General features: G+C 68.7%; 8 protein-coding genes. 7 read left to right on the forward strand and 1 reads right to left on the reverse strand.

Annotated elements, in window-relative coordinates; genetic code table 11:
- Window positions 1-172: 172 nt before the first annotated feature.
- Genes WKW79_RS14680 through kdsA form a run of 7 tightly spaced genes read left to right on the forward strand, consistent with a single transcriptional unit; the run spans window position 173 to window position 19,196 of the window.
- A complete protein-coding gene (locus WKW79_RS14680; protein ID WP_340335902.1) occupies window positions 173-1,636 on the forward strand; it encodes a TolC family protein in 1,464 nt (487 codons plus the stop codon).
- An 11-nt stretch (window positions 1,637-1,647) separates the two neighbouring features.
- A complete protein-coding gene (locus tag WKW79_RS14685) occupies window positions 1,648-2,487 on the forward strand; it encodes an efflux RND transporter periplasmic adaptor subunit (protein ID WP_340335903.1) in 840 nt (279 codons plus the stop codon).
- Window positions 2,488-2,494: 7 nt separating this feature from the next.
- On the forward strand, window positions 2,495-3,994 hold the full coding sequence (locus WKW79_RS14690; RefSeq protein WP_340335904.1) for an efflux RND transporter periplasmic adaptor subunit: 1,500 nt from the start codon (window positions 2,495-2,497) through the stop codon (window positions 3,992-3,994).
- A gap of 3 nt (window positions 3,995-3,997) precedes the next feature.
- Entirely contained in the window at window positions 3,998-6,160 is a 2,163-nt protein-coding gene (locus WKW79_RS14695; RefSeq protein ID WP_340335905.1) for a site-2 protease family protein, read from the forward strand.
- A 45-nt stretch (window positions 6,161-6,205) separates the two neighbouring features.
- The gene (locus WKW79_RS14700) at window positions 6,206-17,893 is read left to right on the forward strand and encodes a tandem-95 repeat protein (RefSeq protein WP_340335906.1); all 11,688 of its coding nucleotides are present in this window, start codon (window positions 6,206-6,208) and stop codon (window positions 17,891-17,893) included.
- 12 nt (window positions 17,894-17,905) lie between these two features.
- Window positions 17,906-18,319 carry a DUF1801 domain-containing protein gene (locus tag WKW79_RS14705; protein ID WP_340335907.1) on the forward strand — a complete coding sequence of 138 codons (414 nt, stop codon included), beginning with the start codon at window positions 17,906-17,908 and terminating at the stop codon, window positions 18,317-18,319.
- 25 nt (window positions 18,320-18,344) lie between these two features.
- Window positions 18,345-19,196, forward strand: a complete 852-nt coding sequence (gene kdsA, locus WKW79_RS14710) for a 3-deoxy-8-phosphooctulonate synthase (RefSeq protein WP_340335908.1) — start codon at window positions 18,345-18,347, stop codon at window positions 19,194-19,196.
- Between the two features lie 87 nt (window positions 19,197-19,283).
- Here kdsA and WKW79_RS14715 read toward each other — a convergent pair whose 3' ends face one another.
- The gene (locus WKW79_RS14715) at window positions 19,284-20,150 is read right to left on the reverse strand and encodes an NAD-dependent protein deacetylase (protein WP_340335909.1); all 867 of its coding nucleotides are present in this window, start codon (window positions 20,148-20,150) and stop codon (window positions 19,284-19,286) included.
- Window positions 20,151-20,230 lie beyond the last annotated feature (80 nt).

A 20,230-nucleotide genomic window follows, 5' to 3' on the forward strand; every position in this document is an offset into this window, starting at 1 on the left:
GGAAGTGGGCGTTAACCTCCGCGCACAACAATCCGACGAGGTGGCAATGTCAACAACTGGGAAGTTGGAGACCGGACGCACGGAGTCATCCGGTCTATCGCCCCAAGTACGTCGAACGCCGACTCGCAGCCTGACTGCCCTGTCGGCCAGCATCGTGGTGATATGCGGAGCCTTGAATGGTTGCGCGATCACACCCGCGGCGCTTGACGAACAGAAGAACAAGGACCGTGCCGCGGCGCTGATTGCTCGAATGGCGGCGGACCAGGAACCGGTCACGGCGCCGGTGGACCTGTACAACGCGATGGCGCGCGCCATCAAGTACAACCTCGACTATCGCGTCGAGGTGATGGACCAGGCCTTGCGTACCCGGGACCTGGACCTCAAGCGCTTCGACATGCTGCCCAAGCTCCTGGTCGACCTCGACTACTCCGGTCGCAACAACGAGTCGGGTGGCTTCAGCCGGTCCCTGCTGACCGGACGCATCAGCCTGGAGCCGTCGACCTCGAGCGACCGCGAGGTGCTCGCCACGGACCTCACGATGAGCTGGGATGTGCTCGACTTCGGACTGTCCTATGTGCGCGCGCAGCAGGCCGCCGACGAAGTGATGCTGTCGGAGGAACGCAAGCGCAAGGTGATCAACCGCATCGTCGAGGACGTGCGCTCGGCCTACTGGCGCGCGGTGAGCGCGCAGCGCCTGCTGACCAAGATCACCGACCTGGAAAAAGTAACGCAGGAGGCGCTGGAACAGGCCGAGCAGCAGCAGAGCACCGGCCTGACCGCGCCGCTCTCCGCATTGAGCTACCAGCGTGAACTGCTCAGCATCCGGCGCGAGGCGCAGACGCTGGCGCGTGAACTCAGCGTGGCCAAGCAACAGCTCGCGGCCCTGATGAACGTGCCGCCGGAGACGCAGTTCCAGGTCGTGCTGCCACCGCGCAATACACCGTGGCAGCCGGTGCGCATGCAGAACGCCGAGATGCTGCGCATGGCCATCGAGAACCGGCCGGAGCTGCGCGAGGTGGCCTACCAGATCCGCAGCAACGACCGCGAAGGCGTGGCCGCCATCCTGCGCACGCTGCCCAGCCTGCGCCTGTTCGTCGGCGCCGACTGGAGCAGCAACAGCTACCTCTACAACAACAACTGGATGGGCTATGGCGCGCGCGCCAGCTGGAACGTGCTGAACGTGTTCCGCCTGCCGGCCGACAAGGCGCGCGTGCAGGCCCAGAACGACCTGCTCGACGAACGCGCCAAGGCACTGACCATGGCCGTGGCCACGCAGGTGCAGGTGAGCCGCGCGCGCTACGAGTTCCGCCTGCGCGAACTCGACACGGCACAGCGCTACCTCGCGGTGCAGAGCAAGATCGAGAACCAGTTCGATGCCGGCTTCAAGGCCGAGAAGCTGAGCCGGCAGACGCTGATCCGCGAACAGATGAACACGGTCGTGTCGGAGGTGCGGCTGGACGTGGCGCTGGCCGACCTGCAGAACGCCTACGCCAACATCTATGCGTCCATCGGGATCGATCCGATCGACAACAGCATGAGCAGCAGCGACTCGGTCGAGGTGCTGTCGAACAAGCTGCGCACACTCTGGGCGCAGCGCGACGACGCGCTGGCCGCAACCACCACCAGGCGGCAATGAAGCGGCATTGCATGGCACGGGCCGTCGGCGCGTCAAGCCTGTTGCTCGCATGCACACTGACCGTCGCGCAGAGTGGCGGCAGCGGCGGCGCCGACGCCAGCATCGCGCGCGGCGTGCTGCGCGCACAGAACGAGGCCACGCTGTCGAGCACGGTGTCGGAGGTCATCGTCAGCATGCCGTACCGCGAAGGCGATCGCTTTCCCAAGGGCGCCGCGCTGGTCACCTTCGATTGCAACCGCCTGGCCGCCGACCTGCGCGCGGCCCGCGCGGGCGAAGCGGCGGAGGCGCGCAACGCCACGGTGCAGAAGGAGTTGCTGAGCATGGGCGCGACCGGCCGTGCCGATGCCGACATCGCGGTGCTCAAGGAGAAGGAGCGGGGCGCGCAGGCGCAGACGATCCAGGCGCGCATGGCGGGCTGCCGTGTCGTCGCGCCCTTCGCGGGCCGCGTGGTCGAGACGATGGCGCGCACGCACGAGGCGCCGCCAGCGAACGAGAAGCTGATGCGCATCGTCAGCGATGGGCCGCTGGAGCTGTACATGGTGGTGCCGTCGAAGTGGCTGAGCTGGCTCAAGGTGGGCTCCAGCTTCGACTTCAAGGTGGACGAGACCGGCGCGACGGTGAAGGCCGTGGTCGACCGCATCTCCGGCGCTGTCGACGCAGTGAGCCAGACCGTGAAGATCGTCTGCAAGGTGCCCAACGTGCCGGCCGGCGTACTGCCCGGCATGAGCGGACAAGCGCGGCTGGAACAGGTGGCAGGCGCAACGGCGGCGCCCGCGCCTGCCGCCGCGACACCAGCGTCGGCACCCACGCCCGCCACGCCACCCAAAGGGAGCAGCGGCACGAGTCGCTGAACACACCGTGAGCCAGCCAAGCGAAGTCCAGGGCACTGAGGCGATCGATGCTGGCAAGCCCGCAGGCAAGCCGCGGCTGGTCGTGCGTGAAGGCAAGCCCGCTGCCGGTGATGGCGGCGCACCCGCGCCAACGAAGGCCGCCAGCGCGCCCGGCGGCGGACTGGTGCATCTCATCAGCGTCGAGGGCAGCCTGCGCCAATGCACCCGACTGAAGGCGCTGTGGTCGCACCTGGCGAACGAGCCGGTGGTGCTGCTGCCCTTTGGCCAGGCGCTGGTGTTCGAGCCGCGCCATCCCTTGCGCGACATCGATGGCCGCGATGCCTCCGGCGGCTGGCGTGCCGCGGCGGTGTCGGCGCTGTCGTCGGTCAACCGCGATTCGCCGATGCTGCGCTGGTACGAGGACCTGGCGAGCCGGCTGTGGGCCGACAGCAGCGACCGCGCGGCCATCGAGATCTTCACGTTGCCCACGCATGCCGACCCGGGCGACCCGTGCACCGCCGAGGCCGCGCTGCGCCACATGATGTGGGTGCCGGTGGCCGACGTCGGGCAGGTGCATGCGGGCTGGCTGCTGGCGCGCGACACCGAATGGGAAGAGGCGCACCGCAAGCTGGCCGCGCGACTGGCCCAGGCCTACGGCCACGGCGCCAGCGCGATCATCGGGCGGAACAAGCCCACGCGCGACTGGGGCCGCACGATGCGCCGCAGCGCGCTGGTGCTGGCGATCATCGCGGCGATGCTGGCTTTCATCCCGGTGCCTTTGACGACGCTGGCGCCGGTCGAAGTCACGCCGCTGGACCCGTTCGTGGTGGCCGCGCCGGTTGCCGGCGTGGTCGAGCGCATCCTGGTCGAGCCCGGCGCGCAGGTGAAAGTCGGCGACCCGCTGGTGCAATTGGTCGACACCGCGCTGCGCAGCGATTCGGAGGTCGCGCAGCAGAAGCTCGAAGTGGCACGCGCCAAGATGCTGCGCTTGCAGCAGGCCTCGATGGAGGACGCCACCGCCAAGCGCGAACTGGCCATCGCGCAGTCCGAGGAAGCCGTGGCCCGCGCCGAGCGCGACTATGCCAAGGCCATGTTCGACAAGGCCGTGATCAAGGCGCAGCAACCGGGCGTGGCACTGTATGGCGATCCGCGCGACTGGGTCGGCCGGCCGGTGGTGGTGGGCGAGGCGATCATGCGCGTGGCCGATCCGTCGCAGGTCGAGTTCCAGCTCAAGGTTCCCGTGGCTGATGCGGTGAACCTGCGCGAGGGCGCGGAGACCCGCGTGTTCCTCGATGCCGCGCCGTTGCGCCCCGTCGACGCGAAAGTCGTGCGTGCCGCCTACAAGGCCGAGACCGACCCCTCCGGCGTCGCCAGCTTCATCGTGACCGCGCGTGCCACCGACGCATCGGCCCCAGCGGCGCGCCTCGGCCTGCGCGGCACCGCGCGCGTCTACGGCGAGCAGGTCACGCTCTTCTTCTACCTGCTGAGGCGCCCGATCACGGCGCTGCGCCAATGGACCGGGATGTGAGCCATGGACCATGTCCTGCACCCTGGCGACATGCAATCGGCGCCGTTGCCGCGCCCTCTCACGAAGGAGAGCCTGGCCGACCGGCAGCTGCCGCCGCTGCGCCCCGACCTGCGGCTGATCGAGGGCGGCGCGCAGGAGCCGTGGAAGATCCACGACCCGCTGGCGCAGCGCTTCTTCGAGATCGACCAGGACGCGGTTGACCTGCTGGCCTGCTGGGGCCCGGGCACGATGGACGAGCTGCGCGCCCGCGCATCTGCGAAGACCGGCCGGCCGATCGCGGAGCACAGCGCGGCCTCGCTGCTGGAGTTCCTGTTGCGCAACGAACTGGTGCAATCGATCGAGCATGCGACCTATGCGCGCGCGCAGCAGCACGAGGCGATGTTGCGCAAGCGCTCGCTGTGGTCGCGCATCGTGCACAACTACCTGTTCCTCAAGGTGCCGCTGGCCCGGCCGGATCGCTTCCTGCGCGCGACGCAGCATCTCACCGGTTTCTTCTTCAAGCCCTGGTTCTGGTGGCTGCTGTTGCTGGCGGCGCTCGGCGGGCTGTACCTCGTGTCGCGGCAGTGGGAGGCCTTCAAGAGCACGCTGCCCGAGATGTTCAGCGCCGCGGGCATCGTCACCTTCGGCATCAGCCTGGCCGTGGTGAAGACGCTTCACGAACTGGGGCATGGCTATGCGGCGGTGCGCATGGGCACGCGTATCACCACCATGGGCGTGGCCTTCATCGTGATGATGCCGGTGCTCTACACCGACACCACCGATGCCTGGCGCCTGCGCAGCCACCGCCAGCGCGTGCTGATCGACGCGGCCGGCATGGCGGTGGAGCTGATCGTCGCCGTGGTCGCGACATGGGTGTGGGTGCTGGTGCCCGATGGGCCGGTGCGGCATGCGGCCTTTGCGCTGGCTACCACGGGCTGGGTGCTGAGCATCGCGATCAACATCAACCCGCTGATGCGCTTCGACGGCTACTACCTGTTCAGCGACCTCGTGAACGTGCCGAACCTTCAGTACCGCGCCTTCGACATGGGCAAGTGGTTCCTGCGCGAACAGCTCTTCGGCTATGGCGACAAGCCACCACCCGCCGAAGGATCGCATTCGCGCGCCTTCTTCATCGGCTTCGCCTTCGCGACCTGGATCTACCGCTTCTTCCTGTTCCTGGGCATCGCGCTCTTGGTCTACCACTTCTTCTTCAAGGTGCTGGGCATCGTGATGTTCATCGTGGAGCTGGGCTGGTTCATCGCGCTGCCGATCTGGCGCGAGGTGCGCGTGTGGCTCAAGCGCCGGCGCGAGAGCGGCGCGCGACTGCGCATCACGGCGCTGGTGGTGCTGGTGCTGGTGGCGCTCTTCGTGGTGCCGCTGCCGTACCGCGTGCGCATTCCGGCGGTGCTCACGGCGGCGCAGCAGGTGCCCTCCTTCGCGCCGCGGCCGGCGCGCATCGACGAGATCCTGGTCGAGCCCGGGCAGGTCGTGAAGGAAGGCCAACCCATGATCCGCATGGGCGCGCCGGAACTGGACCAGCAACTCGTCAGCGCCCGTGACCGCGCGCAACTGCTCGAGGAACGCCTGGCCCGCCGCACCTCCGACACCAAGGACCTGGCCGACAGCCTGGTGCTGGTGCGCGAGCTGCGCATGGAGCGCGACCGCATCGACGGCTACCTGCGCGAACAGGCCCGCCTGGTGGTGCAGGCGCCGATCGACGGCGTGGTGCTGGACGTGACGCGTGAGCTGCACAAGGGCCGCTGGGTCGATGCGCGCACGCAGCTCGTGCTGGTGGGTGTGCCCGGTGTCGTCGAGGCGCGCGGCTATGTCGACGGCGACGACCTGGAGCGCATCCGCGAAGGCGTCAGCGGCCGCTTCGTCGATGAGGACCGGTTGAGGCCGCCGCTCGACGTGAAGCTCAAGCGCATTGGCGCCGCCGCCTCGGACACGCTGGACAACTGGGTGCTGGCCTCCGTGCATGGCGGGCCGGTGGCCTCGCGGCTGGACGGCAAGAAGGCGAAGTCCGAGCACGCGACCTTCGAGCTGTCGGCGACGGTGCTCGACCCGGTCGGGCCGATGCCGATGGAGATCCGCGGCGAGCTGCAACTGAAGGGCGCGTTGCAGAGCCTGGCGGTGCGCGTGTTCGAGCGCGTGGCGCATGTGCTGGTGCGCGAAGGCGCCGCCTGAAGGGCACCGCGCAAGCGGCAAGGACAGGAAGGAAAGGACACTGCCATGTTCAAGCGCAATACCCAGGCGAGGCATCACGCCGAAGTCGATTGGTCGCGCCCTTCCGCCGATCTGGCGGCACCGCTGCACCTCCAGGCGCTGGAGCCGCGCGTGCTGCTGGACGCCGCGGCAGCGGCCACTGCGATGCAGCATCAGGCCGACATGCAGGCGCTCGCGGTGCAAGCGGTCCACGACATGCAGGCCGAGGCCGCGCTGGTGCAAGCACTGGCCCATGCCATGGCGCCGCCGTCCGTCACGCCGCCCGCCGTCGCCCCCCATGGCCCCGCCGTCTACTTCATCGACGCCGCCCTGCCCGACACGCAGCAACTGGTCGCCGCATTGCCCGCGAATGCCGAGGTCCACTACATCGAGCCCGGCACCGACGGCGTGAAGGACATCGCACAGGCCCTGCAGGGGCGCACCGGCATCAGCGCCATCCACATCGTCGGCCATGGCAGCGAAGGCGTGGCCGACCTCGGCACCGCGACGCTGACCACCGCCACGATGCAGGGCGCCTACCGCGATGAACTCGCTGCCATCGGCCGCACGCTCACGCCCGACGGCGACATCCTGCTCTATGCCTGCGACTTCGGCGCGGGCGCCGACGGCCTGTTCGCCGCGCAGATGCTGGGCAGCCTCACGCAGGCCGACATCGCCGCCTCCACCGACCTCACCGGCACAGGGCGCTTGGGCGGCGACTGGCAACTGGAACTGCACATCGGCACCATCGATGCGCAGGCACTCGCCGCGCCGGAATGGAACCACCTGCTGGTGCCGGGCCCGAGCGCCATCACCGTCTGGTCGCCCACCGACACCACGGCCGATGGCACCAACACCGCCACCGTCACGCAGACCGCGACCGGCGGCATCGCACGCACCATCGACTTCACGCTCAATGCCTTCGACGGCCCCGGCGATGGCGCGGTCACGCAGACGGCCGACTGGTCGACCATCGCCGCCACCTCTGCCGTGGCGGCCGGCGCCGTCAATGCCGGCTCCATCAATGACGCAACCACGGTCGACGTGTCATCGCTGGGTGGGGCGGCCACCAACACCATCGGCTTCACGCATGCGTCGGGCAATGCAGTGACGCTCATCGACCCGGTCATCCTGATCTCGGGCGGCGATGCGGGCTCGGTCTTCACCTTCACCGACCCCGGCGTCACTGGCCTCGTCATCCTCCAGCAGAACGGCGTGACGGCCACCGTCACTGGCAACCAGTTGAGCTTTGCCACCGGCGGCAACCTGGCCAGCGATGGCGTGGCGGTGCGCGTGCAGGGCAGCTTCACGAGTGCGATCCATTTCACGGCGACGAGTCCGCAGCCCGATGGCGCTGCGCTGATGTCGTTGCTGGTCGGCGATGTGGACGTGGCCGGCTCCTTCAACCAGATGCCGGCCGCGCAGTCCATGCAGCAGGCAGGCACGCTGGTGCTATCCGGCGCCAATGCGATCCAGGTGGTGGACGTGGATGGCATCGATCCCACGGGCGTCGAGCCGATCATCACCGTCACGCTCACCGCCACCGGCGGCACGATGAACCTGACCGACACCACCGGCCTGAGCTTCACCTCGGGCGATGGCCTGCAGGACGCGACGCTGAGCTTCAGCGGCACGCGCAGTGCCGTCAACGCGGCCCTCAACGGCCTGACCTACACCGGCAATGTGGACTTCTTCGGCACCGGGGCCATCGATGTGCAATCGACCGATGCCAACTCGCCGGTCGTCAACAGCACCTCGCTGCCGATCACGCTGGCGGAGTCGACCAACCATGCGCCGGTGCTGAGCAACCTGCGGGTCGATGGCGTGGTGCCGCTGGCCGACAGCCTCGATCCACCGGTGGGTGCGGTGGGCCTGGCGGTGACGGACATCGCCAACGACATCAACATCACGGACCAGGACGCCGGCGCGGTCAAGGGCATTGCCATCAACACCCTCGACACCACACTCGGCACCTGGTGGTACAGCATCGACAACGGCGCGAACTGGTCCAGGTTCGGTGCGATCTCGTACTCCACCTCGCTGCTGCTCGCGGCCGACAACTCGCGCATCTACCTGCAATCGGATGGTGAGTTCGGTGGCCGGGTCGACAACGGCTTCACCTTCCGGGCCTGGGACCAGACCACCGGCGTCAACGGCACGCGCGTCGACACCAATGCCAATGGCGGAACGCATGCCTTCTCGATCGTCTTCGACACGGTGGCGGTGGACGTGCTGTCCTCCAACCTCGCGCCAGGCAACACGCTGCCCGCGAGTTTCACCACGCCGGAGGACACCGACGTCGCGCTCACCGGGCTGTCGGTGACGGACACCGATGCAGGCGCCACCGACACCTACAGCATCGCGCTCACCGTGGGCAGTGGCACGCTGAACGCGACGGCGGGCGGCGGCGTCACCGTCACCGGCGGCGGCACCACCTCGCTCACGCTCAGCGGCACGCTGGCCAACATCAACGCCTTCCTCGCCGCAAGCGCGCCGGTCTACACGCCGGTGCCCAACTTCAACGGCTCGGTGCCGCTCACCATGCTCACCAACGACGGCGCACCCGGCGCAGCGCAGACCGACAGCGACACCAGCGCCATCGTGGTCACGCCCGTCAACGATGCGCCGGTGCTGGACCCGACGCCGGTGCTTGCGATGCCCGGCATGGTGGAAGACAGCGGCGTGGTGCCGACCGGCGCCGCGGGCGTCGCGGTGTCTTCGCTGTTGACCACCAACGTGACCGACATCGACGTGACGCCCGCGCCGATCAAGGGCATGGCCATCACCGGCGCCGATGCGACCAACGGCACCTGGTACTACTCCACCAACGGCGGCAGCAGTTGGCAGGTGATGGGTGCGGTGTCGGACGCGAGTGCGCTGTTGCTGTCGTCGCCGAGCAACTCGCGCATCTGCTTCCGGCCGAACGCCAACTTCACCGGCACCGTCGACCCGGTGCTGACCTTCCGCGCGTGGGACGCGACCAGCGGCACGCTGGGCAGCAAGGCCAACACCACGCCGAACGGCGGCACCACGGCCTTCTCGATCGCCACGGACACGCTGTCGATCGCCGTGAGCGCGGTGAACGATCCGCCCGTCAACGGCTTCCCGGCCGCGGGCTGGACCGCACCGGAAGACACGCAGCAAACGCTCACGGGCCTTTCCGTCAGCGACGTGGATGCGGGCGCGGCCAACATCACGGTGCGACTCTCGGTACCCAACGGCTTCCTCACCGCCTTCGCCGGCAACGGCGTGACGGTCGGCGGCAACGGCACCACCTCCATCCTGCTGACCGGCACCGCGGCCGACATCACGGCCTGGCTGGCTGCCACGCCACCGGTCTATTCCCCGCCCGCCGAATTCAGCGGCACCGCCGTGCTCACGATGGTGAGCGACGACGCGGGCAACACCGGCACCGGTGGCGCGAAGACCGACACCGACACGATCAACATCGTGGTGACCGCAGTGGACGACCCGCCCGTCATCACGCTCACCACCAACCTGCTGACGAACGGCTCCTTCGAAAGCGGCAGCGCCGGTTGGACCAGCAACACCGGCGGCGTCGAGACCAATCCGTCCGCCTTCTACGGCGTGCCCGCGACACCCGACGGCACCCGCGTCATGGAAGTGGAAGGCAGCGCCAACACGCCCGAGACCGCCGAGACATGGGACGAGACCTCGGTGCCCACCATCGTCGGCGAGACCTACCGGCTCTCCTTCATCGCGGTGAACCGGGCCGGCCATGTCGGGGACAGCGGCTATGCCTCCATCGACGGCGTGAAGGTGCTGCCCTTCGTCACGACCTCCGTGTGGACCACCTACAGCATCAGCTTCACCGCGACCAGCACGTCCACGGTGGTGCGCATCACCTCCACCGGCAGCGCCAGCGGCAGCGGTGCCAACCCGCTGCCCGGCGATGGCGAAGGCCTGATCGTGGACGACGTGCAGGTGCACCAGATCTCCAGTGCCACGCAGACCACATGGACCGAGGACGGTCCCGCCGTGGCCGTCGCGCCGACGCCGCTCATCACCGACGCCGACAGCGCCAACATGGTGTCGGCGCGGTTGGTCATCACCAATGCCGAAGCGGGCGACGAACTGCTGGTGCAGGGTGCCCTGCCCGCGGGCATCACGGCCAGCTATGACGCGGCCACCTTCACGCTCACGCTCACCGGCAGCGCGACCAAGGCGGCCTACGACAGCGCGATCCAGAACGTCTACTTCCAGAGCACCTCGCAAGACCCGCCTGCGGGCCTGCGCGACATCGCGGTGACGGTCAATGACGGCACCTCGAACTCGAACACCGCCATTGCCAACGTGCTGGTCGAGAAAGCCAATGATCCGCCCGTCAACACGCTGCCCCCGACCTATGGCACGGGCAAGGACCAGAGCCTTGCGCTCACGGGGCTTTCCGTGGCCGACCCGGATGTGGAAACCGGCGAGATCAGCGTGACCTTGAGCGTGACAAGCGGCACGCTCACCGGCACCTCGGGCGCGGGCGTCACGGTAACGGGATCGGGCACCGCCTCGTTGTCGCTGACCGGCACGCTGGCCAGCATCAACGCATTCCTGGCCTCGGCTGCTGCGCCGCTCTTCGTGCCCGCGGCCGGTTCCACCGCCGACGTCACGCTGACCATGCTGACCAACGACGGCGGCAACACCGGCACCGGCGGCGCACTGACCGACACCGACATCGCCACCATCACCATCCTCGCCGACGGCGACGGCGACGGCTCGCCCGACAGCGCGGACATCGACGACGACAACGACGGCATCCTGGACGTCAACGAATCCTCGCCGGTATCGGTGAGCTTCAGCACCGCGACCTCCACGGCGACGCCCGTCGCAGCGCAACCGATCACCATGATCAACGACGGCATCACCACGCCCGCCAACTACTACCTGACGGACGACATCACCATCGCGCTGATGACCTTCAGCTTCGCGCAGCCCACCGACGGCGTGCGGGCGATCCAGATCTACAACAACGGCGGCAACAACATCACCGACGGCGAGTCGATGGGTGCGATCGGCACGATCAACGTGTACGACGCCAACAACCAACTGCTCTACAGCAGCACGGCCTACGCGGCGGACGATTCGATTCCCGAGGGTGCAGCGGGCCGCCCCTTCACGATCGCGTTGCCGGGGCTGAACGGCGTTTCTCGCGTGGAATTCGTCAATGTCAGATCCCGCACCAACGGAAGCAACCCCGGCATTTCCGTCGGGGAGATCGTCGCCGTCGGCGCGGTCGACATCGACACCGATGGCGACGGCGTGCCCGACCGCCTCGACCTGGACAGCGACAACGACGGCATCACGGACAACGTGGAAGCGCAGGCCTCGGCGGCCTACATCGCGCCTTCAGGTCAAGGCGCGGCGATGGTCGATGCGGACGGCGACGGCCTCGACGACAACTACGACGCCAACACCGCCGGTGCGGACCGCAGCGTGGGCCTCGTGCCGGTCAACACCGACGCCACCGCCGCGGTGCCCGATGCGATCCCTGACGTCCTCGACCCCGACAGCGACAACGACGGCACGCCCGACATCGCCGAGCGCGGCGACGGCCGCCCGACCTCGATCACCAGCAGTACCGACACCGACGGCGACGGCCTGCTCGACATCTTCGAAGGCCCGGTCGTCAACAACGGCTACGTGGTGACCGGCGCCAACCTCACCGGCACCACGATCAACCTGCTGGACAGCGACGCCGATGCCGGAGCAGGCGGCGCGAGCGCGGTGCCGATGACCGCCGACTTCGACTTCCGCGACGCCGCCAACACCCCCTTCATCGACCTCAACTCGCCCGCCATCGGCAGCGACACCGCACGCAACAACACGGTGAACTACAGCGACGGCCAGCCGCCCGTGAACATCGCCACCGCCACCGCGGGCATCAACGACGTGCAGGAGAACGACCTGGCCAGCCTGCACATCGCGGTGGCCGGCACCCTGGACGGCGCCAACGAGATCGTGAACATCGGCGGCAAGGACTTCGCGCTGAACGCCAACAGCACGCAGACCGCGAGCGCCGGCACCACGCCCTTCCTCATCGCCTACACGGTCGCGGACGGCTTCACCATCACGCGCAATGGCGGCGGCGTGATGACGCCGGCCGACCTCGCCTTGCTGGTGCGCGGCATCACCTACAGAGACACCCTGCCGCATGCCACCGAAGGCAGCCGGACGCTGACCTTCACGCTCACCGACAGCACGGCCCTCGCTTCGCCCGATGCCGTCGCGACCATCGTCGTCACGCCCGCCAACAACCCGCCGGTGGCTGTCGACGACACGCTGGTGACCAACGAAGACACGCCCCTGCCGATGACGCTGGCCGCCAACGACACCGACGTGGACGGCGACACCCTCAGCGTGTACTCGATCAACGGCACCGTGCTCACACCCGGCACCGCGCAGGACATCGTCGTGCCCAACGGCCACGTCACCGTGTCCACCACCGGCGTCACGACCGTGCTCGCGGGCACCTTCGCCATCGTCACGCCGCAGTTCCCGCTCGCCACGCTAACCATCGGCAGCACCACCTTCACCACTGCGGAACTGCAGGCGTTCACGCCCGCCGCGCCATCGGCCGCGATCGCGATGGCGCATGGCACGCTGCAGGTCATCGGCTTCGATGTGGCAACCGGCACGCTCGACTATCGCTTCACGCTGACGAGCGCCGCCGACCACACGGCCGGCAACGTCATCGACACCATCAACCTCTCGCTGACAGACTCGGTGGGCAACAACACCGCCGCCTTCCCGAAGACCCTGGCCATCGAGATCGTCGACGACGTGCCCACCGCCACCGGCGATGCCGCCGCCATCACCGAGAACGCCGCGCCCAACACCGTGACCGGCAATGTCGAGACCAACGATGTTCCGGGCGCCGACGGCGTCACCACCACCGGCATCGTCGCCGGCCTGACGCCCGCAGCGGGCAACGTGGCGGCACCCGTCGCAGGCAACTTCGGCAGCGTCACCATGCAGGCCGATGGCAGCTGGGTCTACACGCTGGACAACGCCAACCCCTTCGTCGACGCACTCGGCACAGGCCAGTCGCTCACAGACACCTTCACCTACCAGGTCACCGACGCCGACGGCGACGTGGCCACGGCGCAACTGGTGGTGACGATCAACGGCGCCAACGATGCACCAGTCAACACCGTGCCCGGTGCGCAGACCGTCGATGAAGACACGGTGCTCGCCTTCACCGGACCCGCACTCATCAGCGTCAACGACGTGGACCGCAACATCGCCACCACCCGCGTCAGCGTGGCCCACGGCACGCTCAACCTGACACCCGGTGGCGCCACGGTCGTCGGGGGTGCCCTCGGCACCGGCTCCATCACCTTGTCCGGCACGCAGGCCTTCATCAACGCCTCCCTGGCCACCCTGACCTACCAGGGCCTGCTGGACTTCAACGGCACCGACACGCTGACCATCGTCTCCACCGACAGCGACGGCACGCCGCTCTCGGACACCGACACCGTGCTGATCAACGTCACGCCGGTGAACGACGCGCCGGTCAACACCGTGCCCGGCGCGCAGGCCGTCAACGAAGACACGCCCCTGGCCTTCACCGGCGCGGCCACGATCAGCGTCAACGACGTGGATGGCAACCTCGCGACCACGCAACTCAGCGTGAACAGCGGCACGCTGACCGTCACGCCTGGCGGTGCCACCATCAGCGCCGGCGCCAGCGGCTCCGCCACGCTCACGCTGTCCGGCACACAAGCCCAGATCAACGCGGCCCTCGCCACGCTCAGCTACCAGGGCAATGCGAACTTCAACGGCACCGACACGCTCACCGTGCTCTCGACCGATGGCGGCGCGCCCGCCCTCACCGACAGCGACACAATCCAGATCACGGTCAACCCGATCAACGACGCCCCCGTCAACACGCTGCCCGCCACAGGCTGGACCACCAACGAAGACACCACGCTCCCACTCACAGGCATCGCCGTCACCGACGTAGATTCGGCCGCCGGCCCCATCACCGTGCAGTTGAGCGTCACCACCGGCACGCTCACCGCCGCGAATGGCACGGGCGTCACGGTCGCGGGTTCCGGCACGGCCAGCATCGTGCTCAGCGGCACCGTCGCCGACATCAACGCCTATCTCGCCTCGGCCGCCGCGCCGGTCTATGTGCCGGTGCCCGAAGCCAGCGGCCCGGTCACGCTCAGCATGATCACCAGCGACGCCGGCAACAGCGGCGCCGGCGGCCCGCTGACCGACAGCGACACCGCGCTCATCAACGTCGTCGCCATCAACGACGCACCCGTCAACACCCTGCCGCTGGCCGGATGGACCACCGACGAGGACGTGCCCGTCGTGCTCACTGGCATCTCCGCATTGGACATCGATGCGGGCCTGGGCATCGTCACCGTGCAGTTGTCGGTGAACTCCGGCACGCTGAGCGCGAACAACGCAGGCAACGTCGCCGTCACCGGCTCCGGCACCGCCACGATCCTCTTCACCGGCACGCTGCCCGACATCAACGCCTACCTCGCGTCCCTCGAGGCGCCGGTCTACACGCCCGCGCTGAACGCCACCGGCGGCTTCGTCCTGACGATGGTCACCGACGACCTGGGCAACACCGGCGCGGGCGGCGCGCAACGCGACCTGGACACGACCACCGTCGCCATCAACGTCGGCGCGCAGGACGACCCGCCGGTCAACACCCTGCCCGCCGCCGGCTGGACCACGAATGAAGACACGGCCATCGCCCTCACCGGCCTCTCCATCGCCGACGTGGACGCGGGCCTCGGCATCATCAGCGTGCAACTCAGCGTGGACGCCGGCACGCTCACGGCCAACGACTTCGGCAACATCACGGTGACCAACTCGGGCACCTCGTCGATCACGCTGACCGGGCGGCTCATCGGCATCAACCTCTACCTGGCCTCGGCCGCGGCGCCCGTCTACCATCCTGCCGCCGACGCCAACGGCACCGTCACGCTGACGATGCTCACCAACGACAACGGCAACACCGGCACCGGTGGCCCGCTCACCGACACCGACACCGCCCTCATCACGATCAATCCGGTCAACGACGCGCCGATCAACACGCTGCCCGCGGCCGGCTGGACCACCAACGAGGACACGGCGGTCGCGCTCACAGGCCTGGCCGTCGCCGACGTGGATGCCGCCGCCGGCACGATCACCGTGCAACTCGGCGTGGACAGCGGCACGCTGACAGCGGCCAACGGCGCGGGCGTCACGGTCGCCAACAGCGGCAGCGCGTCCCTCACGCTCAGCGGCACGCTGGCCGACATCAATGCGTACCTGGCCTCCGCCGCCGCACCGACATATACGCCGGTGCCGGACGCCAACGGCGCGGTCACGCTCACCCTGCTCACCAACGACGGCGGCAACACCGGCGTCGGAGGGCCACTGACCGACGCCGACACAGCCACGATCAACATCACGCCGGTCAACGATGCACCGGTGCACACGGTGCCGGGCCCGCAAGTGGTGAATGAAGACACGCCGCTCGCCTTCACCGGCGCCGCGCTCATCAGCGTCGACGACCTGGACGGCAACCTCGCGACCACGCAACTGACTGTCGCCAACGGCACGCTGACCGTCGACCTCGCCGGCGGCGCCACCGTCAGCGCTGGCGCCAATGGGAGCAACACCCTGACGCTGGCCGGCACGCAGGCGCAGATCAACGCCGCACTCGCCACGCTGCGCTACCAGGGCCATGCCAATTTCAACGGCAGCGACTCGCTCAGCATCGTGTCGACGGACACCGGCGCGCCGATCCTCGGCGACGGCGACACCATCGCGATCACCGTCACCCCGGTCAACGATGCACCGGTCGCCGCCAACGACGGCCCCTTCGCCACCGCGCCGAACACGCCGGTGACCGGCAACGTCATCACCGGCACGCCGGCCGATGCCGGCGCCGACTTCGACATCGACCTGGATGCGCTCGCCGTCACCCAGTTCACCGTGGATGCCAATGGCGACGGCACGCCAGAAGCCTTTGCGCCAGGCACCACGGCCAAGCTGACCAGTGGCACCGGCCAGCCCATCGGCACGCTGGTCATCAACGCCGATGGTGGCTTCGTCTTCACTCCGGCGCCCGGCTACGACGGCCCAGTGCCGCCGGCCAGCTACATCGTCAGCGATGGCAACGCGACCGGCACCGCCACGCTGAGCTTCAACGCAGTGCCGAACACACCGCCCGTCACGCAGGCCGACGTCGCGGTGACCGACGAAGACACGCCCCTCTCCGTGCCCGCCGCCACCGGCCTGCTGGCCAACGACAGCGATGCCGACGGCGATGCACTCGCCATCACCGACTACAGCGTCGCCGGCCTGGGTTCGTTCGCCCCAGGGGCGTCCGCGAACATCGCCGGCATCGGCGTGCTCACGATCAACGCGGACGGCAGCTACGCCTTCGTGCCCGCGCCCGACTACAACGGCCCGGTGCCGGCCGTCAGCTACACCATGAGCGACGGCAGCACCGCCCGCACTGGCACCCTGGCGCTGAGCGTCACGCCAGTCAACGATGTGCCGGCCGTCGGCAATGGCGGCGGCTCATCGCTGGGCGGCGCCATCATCGTGGACGCGGACTCCGGCCTGCTGGCCGGCGCCACCGACATCGATGGCGACGACCTGGTCATCACCAGCTTCACCGTCGATGGCGTCCCCGGCCCGATCCCGGCCGGCACCCCGGCCAACATCCCCGGCGTCGGCGTGCTCACCATCAACCCCGACGGCAGCTACAGCTTCGTGCCCGACAACGGCTTCTCCGGCCCCCTGCCCAAGACCAGCTTCACCGTGAGCGACGGCGAAGGCGGCACCGCCACCGGCGAACTGTCGCTCGACGTGATCGCGCAGCCGCAGCCGCAGCCGCCCGCGCCCCTGGGCGATGCCCCGGTCAACGCCAGCTTCGTGTTCGTCTACGCCCCGGGCGACGCCGCGCAGGGCAGCCCGACCCCGGCCCCGATGGGCAGCGTGAGCGGCGCGGTGCTGGGCGCCGTCGCCGACCTGGGCAACATCGGCGTCTCCACGCTGCTGGGCTCCGACAACGTGATCCTCAACGCAGTCAACGACCTGGCCTCGCTCAACGGCACCCACCTGACCGGCGACGAACTGGCGCTCGGCTCGCCCGCGGGTTACAACGCCATCTCGCATGCGGCCGGTGGCAACGGCGGCCTCGGCGAGCGCTTCGGCGGACTCGGTGCACGCGCGAGCGACACGGACCGTCTCGACTTCGCCGCGCTCGGCAGCGGCTCCTCGCTGCGCCTGATGGCCGCGCCGGGCCGCACCGACGTGGTCCTGGAGATGCAGACCCGCGGCCGGCAGATCTGGATCGGCGTGGACGACACCCTCGACACCGGCCGCTCGCCGATCCAGCGCGTCGACGTCACCCTCGCCGACGGCCGCCCGCTGCCGCCCTGGATCCGTGTGGACGCGAGCGGCCTGATCCTCATCGAGGCCCCGGCCGGCACCGAGATGATCGGCCTGCGCATCACCGTGCTCCGCCGCAGCGGCGAGTCGCACACGCACACCGTGGACGTCGACACCGGCGCCGACCAATTGCAGCAGCGCGCTACCGCCGCGCCGCAGCGGCCAGCCAACGGCACCCGCGCCGACGCGACGCACCACGACGACCCTCCGCGTGACTTCGCCACCCAACTCGCGCAAGCGAGCCGGCGACCGGCGGAAGTCGATGCGGCATTGCTGGAAGCGCTGGCTTGATCGCGCGCCTCCATGAAGAAGTCGCCGCCTGCCGAGAGCCCCGACGCATACATTGCCGCACTCGCCGGCTGGCAACAACGTTACGCGCAAGCCTTGCGATCGACCGTCGTCGATGCCGCGCCCCTGCAGGAAGCGATCAAGTGGGGCCACCTGGTGTACTTCTCGAACGGACCGGTGCTGCTCATTCGCGCAGAGGAGAAGCGCGTCTTGCTGGGCTTCTGGCGCGGCCGGCATCTGCGCGGTATCGAGCCGCGGTTGAAGCCCGGCGGAAAGTACGAGATGGCCACGCTGGAACTCGTGGAGCAAACGCCGCTGGCGCAAGCCACCGTGCTCAGTCTGGTCCAGGAAGCCGTCGCGCTCAACGAGGCCCACGGCGATCCCACGAACCTGCGTGATCCCGGGCCGGAATCCAAACCGCGAAAATGAGGGCTACACCACAGGAGAGTCCGTCTTGACCACCGTCGCCATCAACCCCGCCATCCACGTCAGCAACAGCAACGGCTTTGTCCTGTTCGGCGGCGTGAACGTCCTCGAGTCGAAGGACATGGCCCTGCGTTCGGCCGAGGAGTACGTCCGGGTGACGCGAAAGCTCGGCATCCCCTACGTCTTCAAGGCAAGCTTCGACAAGGCCAACCGCTCTTCTATCCATTCCTACCGGGGCCCTGGGCTGGAAGAGGGCCTGAAGATCTTCGAAGCCGTCAAGGCGGAGTTCGGCGTGCCGCTTCTCACCGACGTGCACGAGCCCTGGCAGGCCAAGCCGGTGGCCGAGGTGGTGGATGTGCTGCAACTCCCCGCGTTCCTCGCCCGCCAGACCGACCTGGTCGTCGCGCTCGCCAGGACCGGCAAGGTCATCAACATCAAGAAGCCCCAGTTCCTGAGCCCGCCGCAGGTGCTCAACATCGTCGAGAAGCTCCGGGAGGCGGGGAACGCTTCCGTCATCCTGTGCGATCGCGGGACCCAATTCGGCTACGACAACCTTGTCGTGGACATGCTGGGGTTCGGCGTGATGAAAAAGGTCACCGGTAACCTGCCGGTCATCTTCGACGTGACCCACGCGCTCCAGCAACGCGAGGCGAACGCTGCCGCCTCCGGCGGGCGGCGCGAGCAGGTCGCCGAACTGGCGCGTGCGGGCCTGGCGGTGGGCCTGGCGGGCCTCTTCCTCGAAGCGCATCCGGATCCGGCGCAGGCGAAATGCGACGGTCCCAGTGCGCTGCCGCTGGACCAATTGGAGCCTTTCCTCACGCAGTTGAAGGCATTGGACGACCTGGTGAAGTCGTTTGCGCCATTGCAGATCCGCGCCTGAACAAGACGTTCGCCTCACGCAGTCGCGTGCGTGCCGGCGTCAGGCCGCCAGGCTAAGGCGGCTCGAAGACGGCTGTTCGCCTGCGCTTCAACCGCTCGTGACCCCCGCCGACAAGCGCGCCATGAGCGCCGCCAGCGCCGCCCCCACCGGCTCCTGCACCTTCAGCGTCAGCAAGTCGTCCGCCCGCGTGCGCCCCAGGTTCACCGCCGCCACCGGCTTGCCCGCCGCCGCCGCGGCCTGCACGAAGCGGTATCCCGAATAGACCATCAGCGATGAACCGGCCACCAGCACCGCGTCGCATTCAGCGAGCGCGCCGCGCGCATCCGTGACGCGCTGCGGCGGCACGCTTTCGCCGAAGAACACCACGTCCGGCTTCAGCACCCCGCCGCAGACCGGACAGGCCGGCACCTCGAAGCGTGCGAAATCGCGGCCGTCCAGGTCGGCATCGCCATCGGGAGCGATGCGCGCCTCGAATCCGGCCCACGCGGGGTTGCGCCCCAGCAATTCCGCCTGCAACGCCGCGCGCGGGCTGCGGGTATCGCAGGCCATGCAGCGCACCGTGTCGATGCGCCCGTGCAGGTCGATGGTGCGGCGACTCCCGGCAGCGCTGTGCAGGCCATCGACGTTCTGCGTGAGCAGCAGCCCGACATGGCCGGCCTCTTCCAGTTGCGCCAGCGCCCGATGCGCCTCACCGGGCCGGGCGCCCGCCATGACCGGGAACCCGATCATGCTGCGCGCCCAGTAGCGCCGCCGCGTCAGCTCATCGCCCATGAAAGCCTGGTAGGTGACGGGTGACGGGCGTTTCCAGTCGCCATTGCCGTCACGGTAGTCCGGAATGCCGGATTCGGTGCTGCAGCCCGCACCGGTCAGCACGAACAGGCGGGGGTGCCGAAGCACGAAATCGGCAAGCGCGGCGCTGGAATTCATGGGTCCGGAGGCTACGGCAGAACGCATTTCCGCGTTTTCGCAGGTCCTGTCGTTGGGAAAGATCGCCCCGCACCTGAGACCTTTCTCACACCCGCATGGGAAACATC

The organism is Variovorax robiniae (assembly GCF_037889955.1).
Classification (GTDB): domain Bacteria; phylum Pseudomonadota; class Gammaproteobacteria; order Burkholderiales; family Burkholderiaceae_C; genus Variovorax; species Variovorax robiniae.

What these genes read in the sequence shown, in the direction of transcription:
- WKW79_RS14685 (WP_340335903.1), top strand. Translation starts at nt 1,648, where the DNA reads ATGGCACGGGCCGTCGGCGCGTCAAGCCTGTTGCTCGCATGCACACTG.
- WKW79_RS14695 (WP_340335905.1), top strand. Translation starts at nt 3,998, where the DNA reads ATGGACCATGTCCTGCACCCTGGCGACATGCAATCGGCGCCGTTGCCG.
- WKW79_RS14700 (WP_340335906.1), top strand. Translation starts at nt 6,206, where the DNA reads ATGTTCAAGCGCAATACCCAGGCGAGGCATCACGCCGAAGTCGATTGG.
- WKW79_RS14705 (WP_340335907.1), top strand. Translation starts at nt 17,906, where the DNA reads ATGAAGAAGTCGCCGCCTGCCGAGAGCCCCGACGCATACATTGCCGCA.
- WKW79_RS14715 (WP_340335909.1), bottom strand. Translation starts at nt 20,150, where the DNA reads ATGCGTTCTGCCGTAGCCTCCGGACCCATGAATTCCAGCGCCGCGCTT.